Below are 17,069 nucleotides of genomic sequence, written 5' to 3'. Positions count from 1 at the left end.
ACTGCTAGAACCCGCCGCCCCCGTCGAAGCCACCGCCTCCGAATCCACCGCCGTCGCCGAAGCCACCGCCTCCGAAGCCGGAGGAGTCGAAGTCGGAGCCGGAGAAGTCACCGCCGCCCCAGTCGCCTCCCCCGCCTCCGCCGAAGTCACCGCCGCCGTACTCCGCCGCGTACGCCGGGGTGGAGAGCATCGAGCCGAGCAGGGTGCCGGCCAGCAGGCCGGGGAGCAGACCTCCGCCGAAGTACCCGCCGGCCCAGGGGCCGTAGGCCGGTCCGGCCTCCCAGTAGGGACGCCGTCGGCCGTCACCGACGTCGACCGTGCGGCTCATGGGGTCCTCGCCCTCGCGCAGCCGGACCTCGTCTGCGCCGCAGACCGGGACCTCGCGGGCCGCCCCGCCGGACGGCGTCCACCGGACGTCCGCGACCGAGGGCCCGTGGCGCGGGTCGAAGAAGCAGGGCGGGCGGCGGGCCGGGAGCGCGCGGCCCTTGCGCCGGGCCTCCAGGACGGCGAGGGAGAAGCGGCCGTCCTCCAGGGCCTGGGTGACCCCGCGTACGTCGGAGGGGTGGTGGGCGTCGCCCATGCGGGATTTGGCGTCCTCGTAGGAGTCGAGCGCGCGCTCGTAGTCGATGCGCATCGCGTCGTCGGCTCCCTTCTCGCCGGGATGGAAGTCCAGCCGGTCCAGAGTTTCGCCGTACGCGGTGATGTCCTCGTCCACGACGACCCGGAGCTTCTCCAGAGCCGCCTGTTCTTCCTCCTCCTTGCGCTTCCTGTTGCGGCGGGCGACCGCGAACGCGGTGCCTCCGCCCGCGAGGACCAGCCCTCCGAGGACGACCAGACCGGTCACCGGTGCGCCGCCCTTCGCCGCGCCGTCGCCGTCGCCGGCGCCGCCGCCGGACCAGGACGCCGGGGCGCTTCCCTCGGCCTGCTCGACAGCCTTGTCGACGAAGGCGTTGAGCTGGGTCGCGGCGTCGGTGTCCGTGCCGGGTGCCTTCACCGCGGTGGTGAGGTTCTCGACGGCCCGGGTCGGCATCACCTGCGGATCGGCGCCCGCGTCGAAGCCGTCGCCGAGGCGGACCGCGTAGACGCCGGTGACCCCGGTGTCGGTGCGCAGATTCTGCAGGAGGTTCTCGGGCGGGTACTGGGACGTCGCGGGCAGCACGGCCACGAAGACCGGCTTGTCGGCGTCCTTGATCTTCTTCTCCAGGGCGGCCTCCTGGGACGCCGAGAGCTGACCGGACGCCGCCGGGTCGACGTACACGGGGCCCTGGCGCAGGGCGCTCGCCGCGTCGTCGATCGTGGAGGGGGCGGCCTGGGCAGCGGGGGTCATCGCCAGCACAGCCGCCGAAAGTATCAGCAGCAGGCAGGCCCACAGGGGAGCGAACAGCCTCTTCCGCATACTCCGAAAGTAACCCGAACGGGCGACAAATGCGTCGCCCGCCCGGGTTTCGTTTCTGCTCTTACACGGCGCGGTACGCCGTGCGCAGCTTCGCCACCGCTCCGGTCAGATCACCGGTGAGCAGCAGATGGTCGGCCTCGGCGAACGGCTTGGACACCGCCGCCGTCAGCTTTCCGCCGGTCCTCTGCTGGACCAGGAACCTCGCCCTGTCCACGATCTCCTTGCCCGCCGCGGTCTTCCCGAGGCCCGCCCGCTCGGCGAGCTGTGCGGCGACGGCGAGAGCGGCGAGAGCGGCTTCGCCGCCCGACGGGGCCTTCTTCAGGGTGGTCAGTCCCCAGCCGTACGGGAACTGCGGGTCGTACGCCGCGTCGCCGACGTTGATCGGCAGTTGCGACTCGGACTTCGGCCAGGTCACCGGGAGCTGCCCGGTGAAGGCCCGCTTCCCGTAGAGGACGTCGGCGATGCCGTCGCCCTCGGTGCCGGGCAGCCAGGAGGCGACCAGCGCGTCGATGTCGCCGAGCCGGTCCCCGATGAGCTGGGGACGGCCGGAGACGATGAGGACCGCGCACTTCATGGCGGCGCAGACCCTGTCGACGGCCGCCTTGTCGGCGTCGGTGAGCTCGAGGTCGTGGCCGTTGCCGACGTCTCCGATGCCCTCGGCGTACGGCTTCTCGCCGACGACCACGACTCCGGCGTCGTACCCCTCGGTCGGGGCGGAGGCGTCCTTGGAGAAGGTGGCCGAGGAGGTGTTCTTCTCGATGCCCTTCAGGATCGTCGTGCCCGTGGTGGTGGCACCGGAGGCACCCTGCCAGCTGACGGTCCAGCCGCCGGCCTGGTTGCCGAGGTCGTCCGCGTTGGAGCCGGCGACGTAGACCTTCTGGGACGCCTTGAGGGGCAGCACCGAGCCGTCGTTCTTCAGCAGCACCTGGGACTTGGCGGCCGCCTCACGGGCGACCGCGCGGTGTGCCGCCGATCCGACGTCGTCCAGGTTCGAGGTGTCCGCGTACGGCTTCTCGAAGAGTCCGAGGCGGAACTTCTGGGTGAGGATCCGCGCGACGGCGTCGTCGATGCGGGCCTGGCTGATCCGGCCCGCGGCGACCTCGTCCTTGAGCGTCTTCGTGAAGTCCTGGTACGCGGTCGGGACCATGATCATGTCGAGCCCGGCGTTGACCGACGTGCGGACGTCGCTCGCGTAGTCACCGGGGATCTGGTCGATGGCCTGCCAGTCGCTGATGACGAAGCCCTCGAAGCCCATCCGGTCCTTGAGCACGCCGTTGATCATCTCGGCGTTGGCGTGCATCTTCACCGGGCCGGCGTCGTCGCCGAGGACGTCCAGCGAGGAGTAGGACGGCATGACCGTGCCGACGCCCCGCTTCACGGACTCGGCGAACGGCGAGAGGTGGACGGCCTCGAGCTCCTGGCGCGTGACCTTCGTGACGCCCTGGTCGATCGTGTAGGAGCCTGTGGTGGAGGAGCCGAACTCCGTGCCGCCGTCGCCGACGAAGTGCTTGGCGCTGGCCAGCACCTTGTCGTTGCGGGCGAGGTCCTTGCCCGACGGGCTGCCCTGCATGCCGGTGATGACCGTCTCCATGGCCTCGACCAGGGCGGGGTCTTCGCCGTACGCCTCGTAGGACCGGCCCCAGCGCTCGTCGCGGGTGACGCACACGCAGGGGGCGAAGTCCCACGGGATGCCGGTGGCGCGCACCTCGTTCGCGGTGACGGCGCCCGTCTTCCCGGCGAGCTTCGGGTCACGGCCCGCGCCGATGCCGATGTTGTGCGGCATGATCGTCGAGCCGATCACGTTGTTGTGGCCGTGCACCGCGTCCACGCCGTAGATCAGCGGGATCTGGAAGCGGGTCGCCTGCGCGCGCAGCTGGTAGGCGTCGACCATCCTGGCCCAGGCCTCGGGCGTGTTCGGGGTGGGTACGGAGCCACCACCGGAGAGCAGGGAGCCGAGGTCGTACGCGGCGATGTCGCCCTGCGACTTGAGTGCGTTGCGCTCCGCCTGCGTCATCTGGCCGGCCTTCTCGGCCGGGGACATCCGCGACAGCAGGTCGGCGACGCGCTTCTTCACCGGGAGCTTCGCGTTCTGGTAGGGCAGCCCGTGGGCGTCGATGACGACCTGGGGGTTCTCCTTGGGCGCCTTGGCGCCGGTGACGGTGAGTTCCAGCGGGATCGTCTCCGCGGACTCGGCCCCCTTGTCCTTGGTGGTGGCCACGGTGACGGTGTGCGTGGTGCCGGAGGCGGTGCCCGCGGGGAAGGTGTGGGTACCGGTGACCGCCGTGTAGTCCTTGCCCGCCTCGGCGCTGCCGCCCTTGGTCGTGTACGCGACCGTGACGGGCTCTTCGACGGGGACGGAGCCGGTGGTGGCGACGGAGATCCTGATGTCCGCCCGGCCGCCCTCCTTGACCGTGTGCACGGCGGAGTCGACGACGACGCTCGACTTCAGCGCCGGGTCGGCCTTGCCGTACAGCTCCACGGCGTCCATGGCGAAGGAGCCGGGGGCGCCGGTCGGGAGGGTCAGCGCGTAGCCCCACATCTCGTTCAGGCCGAGGACCTGGTCGATGCCGCCGACGGGCTGGTAGTCGGCCCGGTAGACGAAGTCCGCGAAGGGGATCTCGACCTGGTGCCAGCCCTCCCAGTCGTCGGTGAAGGAGGTGGTCCACAGCTCGGATGCGCCGCCGTTGGCTCCGCCGTCCTTGATCTCGAAGTTGATCCGCTTGCCCGAACCGGGCGGCAGGGGTGCGGTGTTCTGGCCGTACCACCAGAAGCGGATGCCCTTGTGGGCCGTCCAGTCCTTCGGGGGCTGGTCGACGGCGAACTCATGGCTGAGTCCGCCCCAGGCGCTGATGTCGTAGGTGCCCTGGAGGACCTTGTCGCCTTCGGGGGCGTCCGTGCGCTCCTCGAACTTCAGGGCGGGGTGGTCGTCCGCGTCGCCGCCCCAGGTGAACAGGGAGTCGGCCGGCGGGTTGCCGAAGGGGACCTCGCCCTCGAAGCGGTCGACGAGGACCGGTGCGGGGTCCTCGGCGTCGGCCGCCGCGCTGGGGACGGCCCCGGCCAGCAGTGAGGCGAGGACGGTGACGGCGGCGAGCGCGGCCGTGGCCGGTCTCGCGCGGTGACGTGAGCGGACGTGCGGTGTACGGGGCATGGGCGGCTCTCTCTCGTACGGAGTCAGTCGGTCCGGGCGTTCCGGGTGAGCCGGATCGTGTCGCGGTACCACAGGGCGCTGTCCTTGGGCGTCCGCACCTGCGTGTCGTAGTCGACGCGGACGATGCCGAACCTCTTGTCGTAGCCGTAGGCCCACTCGAAGTTGTCCATCAGCGACCAGGCGAAGTAGCCCCGGACGTCGGCACCCTGCCGGCGGGCTTCGGACACGGCTGCGATGTGGTCGGCGAGATAGGCGGTGCGGTCGGTGTCGGGCACGGACCCGTCGGCGGCGACGGTGTCGTCGAAGGCCGCCCCGTTCTCGGTGATGACGGTCGGCAGCGCGTAGTCGCGCTGGAGCCGCAGCAGCAGGGAGGTGAGCTCCTCCGGGGTGATCTCCCAGTCCATGGCGGTGCGGGGCAGGTCGCGCTCGATCCCCCGGACGACGGGGAGGCCGTCGGCGTCGGTGGGTGAGCCCTCCTCGGTGACCCCGGAGAACAGTGCGCCACGGTAGAAGTTGACGCCGAGGACGTCGAGGGGGGTGGCGATGGCGTCCAGGTCGCCGTCACGGACATGCAGTTCGACGCCCTGGGCGGCGAGGTCGTCGACGACGTCCTGGGGGTAGCGGCCGTGGACGATCGGGTCGAGGTAGAGGCGGGTGCCCATGCCGTCGGCCCTGCGGCAGGCCTCCCGGTCGGCCTCGCTGCCGGTCTCCGGGGTGGCGGTGCCCAGGTTGAGGGTGATGCCGAGCTCCAGCGGACTGCTCCCCGCCGCCTCGCGCATCTGGCGGGCGGCCAGACCGTGGCCCAGGAGCAGGTGGTGGACGGCGCCCATGGCGTCACCCATGTCGGTCCGGCCGGGGGCGTGCGCCCCGTACGCGTAACCGAGCATCGCCGAACACCACGGCTCGTTGAGGGTCGTCCAGTGCTCGACCCGGTCACCGAGCGCCTCGTACGCGAGCATGGCGTACTCCGCGAACCGCAGGGCGGTGTCACGGGCGGGCCAGCCGCCCGCGTCCTCCAGCTCCTGCGGCAGGTCCCAGTGGTAGAGGGTGATCCAGGGGGTGATGTCGCGTCCCTGGAGCTCGTCGACCAGCCGCTTGTAGAAGTCGAGGCCCTTGGTGTTGGCGGGCCCCCGGCCGCCCGGCTGGATGCGCGGCCAGGCCAGCGAGAAGCGGTAGGTGTCGACGCCGAGCCCCGCGATCAGCTCCACGTCCTCGGGCATCCGGTGGTAGTGGTCGCAGGCCACGTCGCCGTGCTCCGCGTGGTGCACGGCGCCGGGGACGCGGCAGAAGGTGTCCCAGATGGACGGGGTCCGGCCGTCCTCGGACGCGGCGCCCTCGATCTGGTACGAGGAGGTGGCGACGCCCCAGCGGAAGTCGGCGGGCAATCCCTGGACGGCGGCGGGCTGCAGGCTGCTGCGGGGCGTGACGTGGTCCATGGTTCTCCGTAACTCCGGTGTGCTGCGGGGTGATGGGCTACAGGCGGTCGGTCAGTGGTGCAGCCAGCAGGCGACCTCGCGGGCCTGCCCGGCATCCGGTGCGGCGAGCACCGGGACCCGCTCGGAGCAGGGCTCGAAGGCCTTGCCGCAGCGGGGGTGGAAGGCACAGCCGGCGGGCATCGCGGACAGGTGCGGGGGTGAGCCGGGGATACCGGTGAGCTCGCGCCGGGGGCCGTGCAGGGCGGGGAAGGAGTGGAGCAGCCCGTCGCTGTAGGGGTGGCGCGGGTCGCGGTAGATCTCCGCCGCGCCCGCCTGCTCCACGATCCGGCCGCCGTACATGATCGCGATGCGGTCGGAGAACTCGATCAGCAGGGAGATGTCGTGCGTGATGAACACGACGGAGAAGGAGAGCTGCTCCCTGAGCTGGACGAGCTTGCGCAGGATCTGACGCTGCATCACCACGTCGAGGGCGGTGGTGGGTTCGTCCATGATGACGATCTCGGGTTCCAGCGCCAGCGCCATCGCGATCATCACCCGCTGGCGCATCCCGCCGGAGAGCTGGTGCGGATAGGCGGCGAGGCGGTCTGCGGAGATGCCGACGAGGGTGAGCAGCTCCTCGGCGCGGGCTGTCCGGTCGGCCTTACGCATGCCGGGGCGGTGCGCCTTGAGTACGTCGGTGAGCTGGCTGTGGACGGTGTGCACCGGATTCAGGGAGTTCATCGCCCCTTGGAACACGATCGACAGCTCCTGCCAGCGGAAGGCGCGCAGCTCGTCCGGGGTCAGGCCGAGGATGTCGACCGGCTCGGCGCCCGGCCGGTGGTAGTGGACGTCTCCGCCGGTGATCACGCCGGGCGGGGAGAGAAGCCGTGTGACGGCGTAGGCCAGTGTGGACTTGCCCGATCCCGACTCGCCCGCGAGGCCGAGCACTTCGCCGCGGTTCAGGGTGAGATCGATGTCCCGCAGCGCGTGCACGCCGCTCGTGCCGGTGCCGTAGTCGACGTTCAGGCCGCTGATGGTGAGGATCGGCTCGGCGGTCATGCGGAGTGCTCCTTGCTGGACGTGCCGGACGGCTCCGGCGTGGCACGGACCGCGGGGTCCGCGGTGCCTCCCGGCGGCGTGCCCGTACGGGCCACGGGGGTGAAGCCGACCCGCATCCTGACCTTCCGCGAGGCGCCGGTCGCGGTACGCAGCCTCGGGTTGACGAACTCGTCGATGCCGAAGTTGATCAGCGCCAGGGCGGTGCCCAGGAGGGCGATGCACAGACCGGCGGGAACGAACCACCACCAGGCGCCCTGGGCCAGGGCCTGGTTGGACTGGGCCCAGAAGAGCACGGTGCCCCAGTTCCAGTGGGAGATGTCGGCCACGCCGATGAAGGCGAGGGTGATCTCCGAGAGGACGGCGAAGATGACGGTGCCCACGAAGCCGGACGCGATGACGGCGGTGAGGTTGGGCATGACCTCGAAGAGGATGATCCGCCAGGTCGACTCGCCGGTGGCGCGGGCCGCCTCCACGTAGTCGCGCCGCCTGAGGGACAGGGTCTGGGCGCGCAGGACGCGTGCGCCCCAGGCCCAGGACGTGAGGGCGATGACGGCCGCGATCAGCAGGTCCGTGGTGTCCTCGACGAAACTCGCGATGATGATGATCAGCGGCAGGCCGGGGATGACCAGGAAGACGTTGGAGAGCATGGACAGGACTTCGTCGGCGGCTCCGCCGAGGAATCCGGCGCTGACCCCGATGACCACGGACAGCACGGTCGCGATGATCCCGGCGATGAACCCGACCAGGAGGACGCCCCGGGTCCCGACGAGGATCTGGGAGAGGACGTCCTGCCCGGTGTGGGTGGTGCCGAACCAGTGGTCGGCGGACGGTGGCTGGAGCAGTTGGTCGCTCATCGCGTCGGGGTCGTACGGCGCGATCCAGGGGCCGACGACGGCGAGGACCAGGAAGAACGCGAGGATCAGCAGACCGGTGCGGGTCTTGCCGCCGCGCAGGAAGCGGAGCCTGGCCCGGCTCGGCGCGGCGGGTGCGGGGACGTCGTCCAGTACGGCTACGTCGGTGGCAGTGACGGACATGGCTGTCATGCCTCCTTACGGGTGCGGGGGTCCAGGAGGGCGTAGGCCATGTCGGCCAGCAGGTTCGCGGCGAGCACGGAGAGCGTGATGATCAGGAAGACGCCCTGCATCAGCGGGTAGTCCTTGGCGCCGACCGCCTGGAGGAGGCGGAAGCCGATGCCCGGATAGTTGAAGACCATCTCGACGAGCAGCGTTCCGCTCACGATGAAGCCGAGGGAGAGAGCGAAACCCGAGATGTTGGGCAGGACCGCGTTGCGGGCGGCGTAGGCGAACATCACCCGCCGCTCGGAGAGGCCCTTGGCCTGCGCCACCATGACGTAGTCCTCGGAGGAGACGGTCACCATCATGTTGCGCATGCCGAGGATCCAGCCGGCGACGGCGCTGAGCACGATCGTCACCCCGGGCAGCACGCCGTGGTACAGGGCGCTGGAGATGAACGGCCAGTCGAAGGCCGGGACCAGGGAGTTGTCGTACCCGCCCTCGAAGGGGAACAGCGGCCACTTCACCGCGAACAGGGAGATGGCGATGAGGCCGAGCCAGAAGTAGGGGACCGACGAGATGAAGGTGGTGACGGGGAGCAGCCCGTCCAGCCAGGAGCCCCGCCGCCAGCCGCTGTAGACGCCGATACCGGTGCCGAGCAGGAAGCTGATCAGTGTGGTGATCCCGACGAGCGCCAGTGTCCAGGGCAGCGCGTCGGAGAGCACCTCGCCCACCGGGGTCGGGAAGTAGGTGAAGGACAGACCGAGGTCGCCGTCCAGCAGGCTCGACCAGTAGTCCGTGTACTGCGCCCAGAGTGACTGGTTCTCGTCGAGCCCGAAGAGCGCCTTCAGGGAGGCGATGGCGCTGGTGTCGAGCTGTCCCTGGTAGCGGCTCATCAGGGCCTCGACCGGGTCGCCCGGCATCAGGCGCGGGATCAGGAAGTTGATGGTGATCGCGGCCCACGCGGTGACGGCGTAGAACGCGATCCGCTGGAGGATGTACTTCACTTCGCTGCCCCCTCGGCGGTCGTGCCGTCGTACAGCCAGCAGGCCGCCCACTGGCCGTCGGCCAGGTCGAAGCGCGGCGGGAGTTCGCTGCGGCAGCGCTCCATCGCCTTGGGGCAGCGTGGGTGGAAGCGGCACCCGGCCGGCGGGGTGATCAGGGACGGCGGCTCGCCGCTCCCGGCCTCTTCCTGGTCCGCCTCGTCCGCGACCCGGTCCGGGTCGGGCGCGGAGGCGATCAGCAGCTGGGTGTAGGGGTGCGCCGGATGCTGGGTGACCTGCTCGCTGCCGCCGCCCTCGACGATGCGGCCGGCGTACATCACCAGGGTGGTGTCGGCGAAGTAGCGCGCGGAGGCGATGTCGTGGGTGATGTAGAGGATCGCGAGGCGGAGCCGTTCCTTGAGGTCGCGCAGCAGGTTGAGGACGCCGAGCCGGATCGACACGTCGAGCATCGACACCGGTTCGTCGGCGAGCAGGACCTGGGGGTCCGCGCCGAGCGCGCGCGCTATCGCGACGCGCTGGCGCTGCCCTCCCGACAGCTCGTGCGGGAACTTGTCCAGGAACTGCTGAGGAGGGGTCAGCTGGACGCGTTCCAGCAGGGCTGCCAGATTCGTCTCCAGCTCCGCGTCCCCGCTCCCCGCCCGGCCGTGGATCTTCAGGGCGCGGGTCAGGTGGTAGCGCACGGTGTGCACCGGGTTGAGCGAGGCGAACGGGTCCTGGAAGATCAGCTGGACCTGTCTGACGTAGGTGCGGAAGGACCGGCCACGCCCGGCCTTGACCGCCGCGCCGCCCAGCCGGACCTCGCCCGAGGTGAGCGGGTACAGCTGGGCGAGCAGCCGTGCGACGGTGGACTTCCCCGAGCCCGACTCCCCCACCAGGGCCGTGACGGTGCCGCGCCGGAGCTCGAGCGAGACGTCGTCGACGGCGTGGACGGTACGGCGTCTGCGGGCGACGAGGTCGCCGGCGGTGCGCCGTACGGGGAAGTGCTTGGTGACTCCGCGTGCTTCGAGCACCACGTCGGTCCCGGTGCGCACGTCTGCGGTCTGTTCGGTGGTCATGGCCGGTTCGTCCCCGTACTTACTTGGCGGGCTTCAGGTTCAGCACGACTTCCAGCGCGTCGGGCTGGGTGTGCTGCGGTGCTGCGTACGGGTCCTTCTCCGTGGGCCAGCCGACCCAGTTCTTCGTGGAGTACTCGGCACCGATCGGGGCCGCGGCCGTCGGGATGACGGGCGCCTGCTCGACCATGATCTTCTGGAGCGTGTTCATGGCCTTGGTGCGCGTCGGGTCGTCCGTGGCGTTGGCGTACTCCTTCAGCGCGGCGGTGGCCTCGGGGCTCTTGAAGCGGCCGAAGTTGCCGAGCTGGGCGGTCTTGCCGACGGGCTGGAGGATCGCCCCGTCCATGATGTTCTGGTACATGTCGTAGGGCGTGGCGCCGCTGTTGGTCCAGTGCAGGGTGGCGTCGAAGTTGCCGGTGGCCACGTCGGTGCCCCAGGCCTCGGCGGTCTGCGTCTTGACCTTGGCCGCGATGCCGATCTGCTTGATGTTGTCCTTGATGATGGACAGCCCGGTGATGTAGTCGTTCCAGCCGGCCGGGTCGGTGAAGGTCAGCTCGACCGGCTTGCCGCTCGGGTCCTTGAGGACGCCGCCGCTGAGCTTGAACCCGGCGTCCATGAGGAGCGCCTTGGCGCCGTCCACGTCGGGCTTCGTGGTGGCGTCCTTGTACTCCGGCGCGAGGAAGGGAGCACCGGCGGGCAGCGGGATGCCGGTCGGGTTGCTGATCTCCGGGTAGAGGGTCGCCTGGGCCTGCACGTGGATCGCCTTGCGGTCGACGACCATGGCCATCGCCTTGCGCAGGGCCGGGTTGTCGAACGGCTTGCGGGCGGTGTTGAACCACAGGCCGTGGATGCCGAGCCCGGAGGGGAACCAGAGCTTGTGGTTCTTCGGGTCCTTGGCGACGTAGAGCTGCTTGTAGTTCGGCATGAAGACGAACGACCACTCGACCTTGCCGTTCGCCAGGGCCGTGGTCGCCGCGCTGTTGTCGTTGTACGCGGTGTAGCGCAGCTCCTTGACCTTGGTCTCGCCCTTCCAGTAGGTGGGCGTGGCCGTCAGGGTGGTGGTCTGCGGGGTGAACGTCTTCAGCTTGTACGGGCCGGAGCCGACCGGGGTGCGGTTCGGCCACGTCTCCGGGTTCTCGACCTTCTCCCAGATGTGCTTGGGGACGACGTAGGTCGTGATGATCTTGTTCTGGTTGACGAACTGCGATTCCTTGAAGGTCAGGATGACCTTCTCGCCGTCGACGGTGATGCCGTCGTAGGGGATGCCGTTGCCGTTGAGCGCCGGGTGCTTCTTCAGCAGCTCGAAGGTGAACGCGACGTCGGCGGCGGTCAGCGGCTTGCCGTCGGCCCACTTGGCCCGCTTGTCGAGCGTGAACGTGAGCTTGGTGAAGTTCGACTCCCAGTCCCACGCGGTCGCCAGCCACGGGTCCGCCTGGTCGGTGGGCCGGATCTGGTTCGTCATCGCCAGCGGCTCGTAGATCATGAAGCGGTAGCCGAGGGTGGCGCTCGCCGAGGTCGCGAGGAACGGGTTGCTGTTGTTCGTCTGCGGCCCGTCCGGCTTGCCGAGGGTCAGCACGCCGGAGGCACCGGCGCCGCCCCCCTTGTTGGCGCCCGAGTTGGCTGACGAGCAGCCGGCGGCGAGCGCGACCACGGCGGTGGCGGCTGAGAGCGCTCTCAGGGTGTGACGACGGCGTACGGACATGGCGACTCCAGGAGGACTGCGGGTCTGGGAGATCCGGTGGCGGGCAGCGCTCGACGCGCCGGGTACGGGCGGTGCGGGTGGTGCGGGTCGCCGTGCGGCGGGTTCGGGGATGCGGACGGGTGACCGGCGGGGCCGGGTCCGTTACGGCGCCGAGTGGCGCACGACCAGTTCGGTGGGCAGCACGACCGGTCCGTCCGGTACGGCGGTGCCGCCGAGGCGGGAGAGCAGCAGACGGGCCGCCGCCTCGCCCATCAGCCGGGTGGGCTGGCGCACGGTGGTCAGCGGCGGTTCGGTGTGTTCCGCCATCGGGGTGTCGTCGAAGCCGATCACCGCGATGTCGTCGGGTACGCGGCGGCCGGCGGCTCTCAGAGCGCGCAGGGCCCCGGCCGCGCTGATGTCGTTGTGAGCGAAGACCGAGTCGAACTCCGTTCCCGCCGCGAGGAGTTCCTCCACGGCGAGGCGGCCCCCGCGTTCGGTGAAGTCCCCGTCCAGGACCAGGTCGGTGGGCAGGACCGAACGGAATCCCGCGAGCCGGTCGCGTACGCAGCCGAAGTGCCTCGGCCCGGTGAGGACCAGGGGTCTGGTGCGCCCCGCGGCCCGCAGGTGGCGGGCCGCCGACGCGCCCCCCTCGTGATTGGTGGTCACGACGGAGGGGAATTCCGGGTGGTGGCCCCGGTCGTCGATCAGAACGATCGGCAGACCGGACCGGTGCAGCGCGGTGAGCTGTTCGAGCGTGTTCTCCGGTTCGACGACGACCAGCCCGTCGAAGGCGCGCGCCGACACCTGGGTGGTGAAGCGCTCGACGGATTCCGCACCCCGGTTGCAGGTGAAGAGCAGCAGCCCGTAGTCGGCGACCTCGACCGTGTCGACGACCCCCTGGAGCACTTCCCCCATCCACGGCCAGGCCAGCGAGGGCACCAGCATGCCGACGGTACGGCTGCTGCCACGGGCCAGCCCGACTGCGCCCGAGCTGGGCACGTAGCCGAGGTCTGCGATCACTTCACGAACACGGGCGGCTGTCGAACCGTCCACTTCGCCCTTGAGGTTGATGACCCGCGAGACGGTCGTCTTGCTGACGCCGGCCTCGCGGGCGACATCGGCGATGGTGACACGCAACGGGGCCTCCGGGGACAAGGCAGGACAGGGGCTGGGTCGGGACTTCGGTACCGGTTCCGGAACCGGTACCGGCGTTGCGGCTGGAGTTAACCGCGCCGGAACAGAGGCGTCAATACTTCACACCGAGATTGGTCCGTACCCATGATCGAAGCAGGTCCGGAAGGGCTTCCGTTCATTTAATGAACGAACCAACCTCTTGACGCGAGCACGCAAGAGCAGTTCACTCACGGCTCGTTCGACGGCACTTCCCCCACGTCCCTGCCGAGAAAGGCAGCAGCCATGATTCGGACAAGCAGAACGGCGAGAGTCCTCGTCGCGACGGCACTCGCGACCGCGGGGCTGGCCGGGCTCTCCTCCGGCACCGCCCAGGCCGCCGGCGAGACCGTGAACATCGTGCTGACCACCACGGACGACTCCGGTGGCCGTCACGTCACCCGCGGCCTCCAGGCGCAGACACCGACCGCTTTCGGCGCCGGCAACGGCGGTTTGGGCACGAACATCACGGTGGACGAGAACACCCGCTACCAGACGTTCACCGGCGGCGGCGCCTCGTTCACGGACACGGCGGCCTGGCTGATGAAGGGCAGCGGGGCGCTGAGCCAGGCGACCCGCGACGCGACGATGAAGAAGCTCTTCTCCCCCACCGAAGGCATCGGGCTCTCCTTCGTACGGAACCCGATGGGCGGATCCGACCTGGCCCGGTTCGGATACACCTACGACGACATGCCGGCCGGACAGACGGACCCGACGCTCGCCGACTTCTCGATCGCACACGATCTGCAGGACGTGCTGCCGCTCACGAAGCAGGCCCGGCAGCTCAATCCGGCCCTGACGACGGTAGCCTCCCCGTGGACGGCGCCGGCCTGGATGAAGGACAACGGGCAGCTCAACGGCGGCTGGCTGAAGGCCGAGCACTACGGCGCCTACGCGAACTACTTCGTGAAGTACCTCCAGGCGTGGAAGGACCAGGGCGTTCCGGTCGACTACGTCACCGCGCAGAACGAGCCCACCTGCTGCTCCGGCTATCCGTCGATGAGCTGGAACGGCTCGGGGCTGGCCTACTTCACCAAGAGCGAGCTGCTGCCCAAGCTCCAGTCGGCCGGGCTGGCCACCAAGGTCCTGGCACACGACTGGAACTGGGACACCTACGACGCGTACGCGGCCCAGACGGTCGACGACGCCGCGGTGCGGAGCCACCCGAACTTCGGCGGGATCGCCTGGCACGGCTACGGCGGCGACGTCGCGAAGCAGACAGCGGTCCACAACCAGTACCCGCAGCTGGACGCCTTCCAGACCGAGCACTCGGGCGGCACGTGGATCGCCGACCAGCAGCGCGAGGACATGCTGAACATCATCGACTACACCCGTAACTGGGCGAAGTCGGTGACCAAGTGGTCGCTCGCCGTCGACCAGAACCGCGGCCCGCACAACGGTGGCTGCGGCACCTGCGACGCGCTGGTCACCGTGCACAACGGGGACGGCAGACACGGTCAGGTGGACTACACGATCGAGTACTACACGATGGGCCACCTGACGAAGTACGTCAGGCCGGGCGCCACCCGCGTCGCCTCTACCGCCAGCTCCACCGTGCCCAACGTGGCCTGGCGCAACCCGGACGGCTCGAAGGCCCTGATCGCCTACAACGGTTCGGCGTCGGCCCAGCAGGTCACCGTCAACTGGGGCGGGCAGAAGTTCACCTACTCGCTGCCGGGCCGCACCTCGGCGACGTTCACCTGGTCGGGCACCCAGGCCGGATCCCCGGGCAGCAGCGGCGCGCTCGCCGGGCCCGGCGGCACGTGCCTGGACGCAACGGGCCACACCGGCGGCGACGGGACCCCGGTCCAGATCTGGGACTGCACCGGCGCGGCCAACCAGAGGTGGACGATCGCGGGCGACGGCTCGGTGAAGGTGCTCGGCGCGTGTCTGGACGTCACGTCGGGCTCGACGGCCGACGGAGCAAAGGTCCAGCTGTACACGTGCAACGGTACGGGCGCGCAGCGCTGGACGTACGACGCCTCGACGGGGGACGTGGTGAACACGGCGGCGGACAAGTGTCTGGACGTGACCGACGGGTCCACGGCGAACGGCACCCGCGTCCAGATCTGGACCTGCACCGGAGCCGCCAACCAGAAGTGGCAGCTCCGGTAGAGGGCGGCGTCAGTCGGTCGGCTCCACGCCGGCCCGCAGGAGGCCGTAGGTGTAGGCGTCCTCCAGGGCCTGCCAGGACGCGGCGATGACGTTCTCCGCGACGCCGACCGTCGACCAGTCACCGGATCCGTCACCCGTGGTCACCAAGACGCGGGTGGTGGATTCGGTGCCGGTGCGGCCTTCCAGGATGCGGACCTTGTAGTCCACCAGCTCCAGCTTGGCGAGCTGCGGGTAGATCCGCTCCAGGCCGACGCGCAGCGCCCGGTCCAGGGCGTTGACCGGGCCGTTGCCCTCGGCGGTGGCGACGATCCGCTCGCCCTTGGCCCACAGCTTCACGGTCGCCTCGTTGGCGTGGCTGCCGTCGGGACGGTCCTCGACGATGGCCCGCCAGGACTCGACGCGGAAGTAGCGGCGCGGCCGTCCCTCGACCTCGGCGCGCAGCAGCAGCTCGAAGGAGGCGTCGGCCGCCTCGTAGGTGTAGCCCTTGAGTTCACGCTCCTTGACCCGCTCGACGACCCGGCCGACGAGTGCGCGGTCGTCGCCCAGGTCGATGCCGAGTTCCTTGCCCTTGAGCTCGATGGATGCCCGGCCCGCCATGTCGGAGACGAGCATCCGCATGGTGTTGCCGACGCGCTCCGGGTCGATGTGCTGGTAGAGGTCGGGGTCGACCTTGATCGCGGAGGCGTGCAGTCCCGCCTTGTGCGCGAAGGCGGAGACACCCACGTAGGGCTGATGGGTGGAGGGCGTGAGGTTGACGACCTCCGCGATGGCGTGGGAGATGCGCGTCATCTCGGCGAGCGCGCCCTCGGGCAGGACGGTCTTGCCGTACTTGAGTTCCAGCGCGGCGACGACGGGGAAGAGGTTGGCGTTGCCGACCCGCTCGCCGTAACCGTTGGCGGTGCACTGCACATGGGTGGCGCCCGCGTCCACCGCGGCCAGGGTGTTGGCGACGGCGCAGCCCGTGTCGTCCTGGGCGTGGATGCCGAGCCGGGCTCCGGTGTCGGCGAGGACGGTGGCCACGACGGCCTGGACCTGGGCGGGCAGCATCCCACCGTTGGTGTCGCAGAGGATGACGACGTCGGCGCCGGCCTCGTGGGCGGTGCGCACGACCGCCTTGGCGTACTCGGCGTCGGCACGGTAGCCGTCGAAGAAGTGCTCACAGTCGACGAAGACCCGGCGGCCCTGCTCCCGGAGGTGGGTGACGGTGTCGCGGACCATCTCCAGGTTCTCGTCCAGGGTGGTGCGCAGGGCCAGTTCCACATGGCGGTCGTGGGCCTTGGCGACCAGCGTGATCACCGGGGCACCCGAGTCGAGGAGCGCTCGGACCTGCGGGTCGTCGGCGGCCCTGCCCCCGGCCCTGCGGGTGGCGCCGAACGCGACGAGCTGGGCGTGCTCGAAGTCGATCTCCTGCTGCGCGCGGGCGAAGAACTCGGTGTCGCGGGGGTTGGCGCCGGGCCAGCCGCCCTCGATGAAGCCCACGCCGAAGTCGTCCAGATGCCGGGCGATGGTCAGCTTGTCCGCGACCGTCAGGTTGATGCCTTCACGCTGCGCACCGTCGCGCAGGGTGGTGTCGAAGACATGGAAGGTGTCGTCGGGGGCCGTGGCCTTGGTGGTCATGCTGATCTGACTCCTGTCGGGTGAGCGGATCCGGACGAATCGGCTCCACTTGCCCCCATCCTCTCGCGTGCCTCGCCCCGGCCGAGGTGTGGGCCGGAAAACGAAAAAACCCCTCGCGGGTGCGAGAGGTCTGCGCGCGGGTCTGGGGCACGATGCCCGCTCCGTACGTGGTGGTACGGAACGGTCACTGCGGACCGGCGCGCCTGCTGCCGATAATCATGGCGAACGAGGACACACACGCATTTTGGCACAGCGCCGCCTCCGGGTCCCGCCCGTCTCAGGATGCGGGCGTGATGTCCGTCGCAGGGGCGGTGCGGGGTGGCGAGAGCGGCGTCGAGGCGCGCGGGCGGTGGCGGGTCCGGCGAGCAGAGCCGACCGGGCGGACGGCGAAGGCCGCGC

General features: G+C 70.1%; 11 protein-coding genes. 1 reads left to right on the top strand and 10 read right to left on the bottom strand.

The genetic code is table 11. The features are described from left to right. Window positions 1-4: 4 nt before the first annotated feature. The 9 genes from ABZ441_RS01580 to ABZ441_RS01540 all read right to left on the bottom strand — a co-directional run bounded on the left by ABZ441_RS01580 (window position 5) and on the right by ABZ441_RS01540 (window position 12,905). Window positions 5-1,396 (bottom strand): hypothetical protein, encoded by a 1,392-nt coding sequence (locus ABZ441_RS01580; protein ID WP_358966692.1) that lies wholly within the window; start codon window positions 1,394-1,396, stop codon window positions 5-7. Between the two features lie 61 nt (window positions 1,397-1,457). Continuing rightward, window positions 1,458-4,544 (bottom strand): glycoside hydrolase family 3 N-terminal domain-containing protein, encoded by a 3,087-nt coding sequence (locus tag ABZ441_RS01575; protein ID WP_358966689.1) that lies wholly within the window; start codon window positions 4,542-4,544, stop codon window positions 1,458-1,460. Between the two features lie 23 nt (window positions 4,545-4,567). Beyond that, window positions 4,568-5,980 carry a GH1 family beta-glucosidase gene (locus ABZ441_RS01570; protein ID WP_358966687.1) on the bottom strand — a complete coding sequence of 471 codons (1,413 nt, stop codon included), beginning with the start codon at window positions 5,978-5,980 and terminating at the stop codon, window positions 4,568-4,570. A gap of 51 nt (window positions 5,981-6,031) precedes the next feature. Beyond that, entirely contained in the window at window positions 6,032-7,018 is a 987-nt protein-coding gene (locus ABZ441_RS01565; RefSeq protein WP_358966684.1) for an ABC transporter ATP-binding protein, read from the bottom strand. Then, the gene (locus tag ABZ441_RS01560; RefSeq protein WP_358966681.1) at window positions 7,015-8,052 is read right to left on the bottom strand and encodes an ABC transporter permease; all 1,038 of its coding nucleotides are present in this window, start codon (window positions 8,050-8,052) and stop codon (window positions 7,015-7,017) included. The genes ABZ441_RS01565 and ABZ441_RS01560 overlap by 4 nt, the downstream gene beginning before the upstream one ends. Window positions 8,053-8,057: 5 nt before the next feature. Then, entirely contained in the window at window positions 8,058-9,038 is a 981-nt protein-coding gene (locus tag ABZ441_RS01555; RefSeq protein WP_358966678.1) for an ABC transporter permease, read from the bottom strand. After that, the gene (locus ABZ441_RS01550) at window positions 9,035-10,090 is read right to left on the bottom strand and encodes an ABC transporter ATP-binding protein (protein ID WP_358966676.1); all 1,056 of its coding nucleotides are present in this window, start codon (window positions 10,088-10,090) and stop codon (window positions 9,035-9,037) included. Before ABZ441_RS01550 ends, ABZ441_RS01555 begins: the two co-directional genes overlap by 4 nt. A gap of 19 nt (window positions 10,091-10,109) precedes the next feature. After that, window positions 10,110-11,789, bottom strand: coding sequence for an ABC transporter substrate-binding protein (locus ABZ441_RS01545; protein WP_358966673.1), 1,680 nt, complete (start codon window positions 11,787-11,789; stop codon window positions 10,110-10,112). Between the two features lie 141 nt (window positions 11,790-11,930). Beyond that, window positions 11,931-12,905 (bottom strand): LacI family DNA-binding transcriptional regulator, encoded by a 975-nt coding sequence (locus tag ABZ441_RS01540; protein WP_358966670.1) that lies wholly within the window; start codon window positions 12,903-12,905, stop codon window positions 11,931-11,933. A gap of 279 nt (window positions 12,906-13,184) precedes the next feature. Between ABZ441_RS01540 and ABZ441_RS01535 the strand changes: the two genes are divergently transcribed. Continuing rightward, a complete protein-coding gene (locus ABZ441_RS01535; protein WP_358966669.1) occupies window positions 13,185-15,053 on the top strand; it encodes a lectin in 1,869 nt (622 codons plus the stop codon). A gap of 9 nt (window positions 15,054-15,062) precedes the next feature. On the opposite strand, the gene cimA is transcribed toward ABZ441_RS01535, so the two are convergent. Next, entirely contained in the window at window positions 15,063-16,670 is a 1,608-nt protein-coding gene (gene cimA / locus ABZ441_RS01530; RefSeq protein ID WP_358966666.1) for a citramalate synthase, read from the bottom strand. Window positions 16,671-17,069: the final 399 nt, after the last annotated feature.

The sequence above is a fragment of the Streptomyces sp. NPDC005752 genome, assembly GCF_040630715.1.
Lineage (GTDB): Bacteria > Actinomycetota > Actinomycetes > Streptomycetales > Streptomycetaceae > Streptomyces.
Note: the sequence above shows the minus strand (reverse complement) of the source record. Positions and strands in the feature narration are given on the sequence as shown.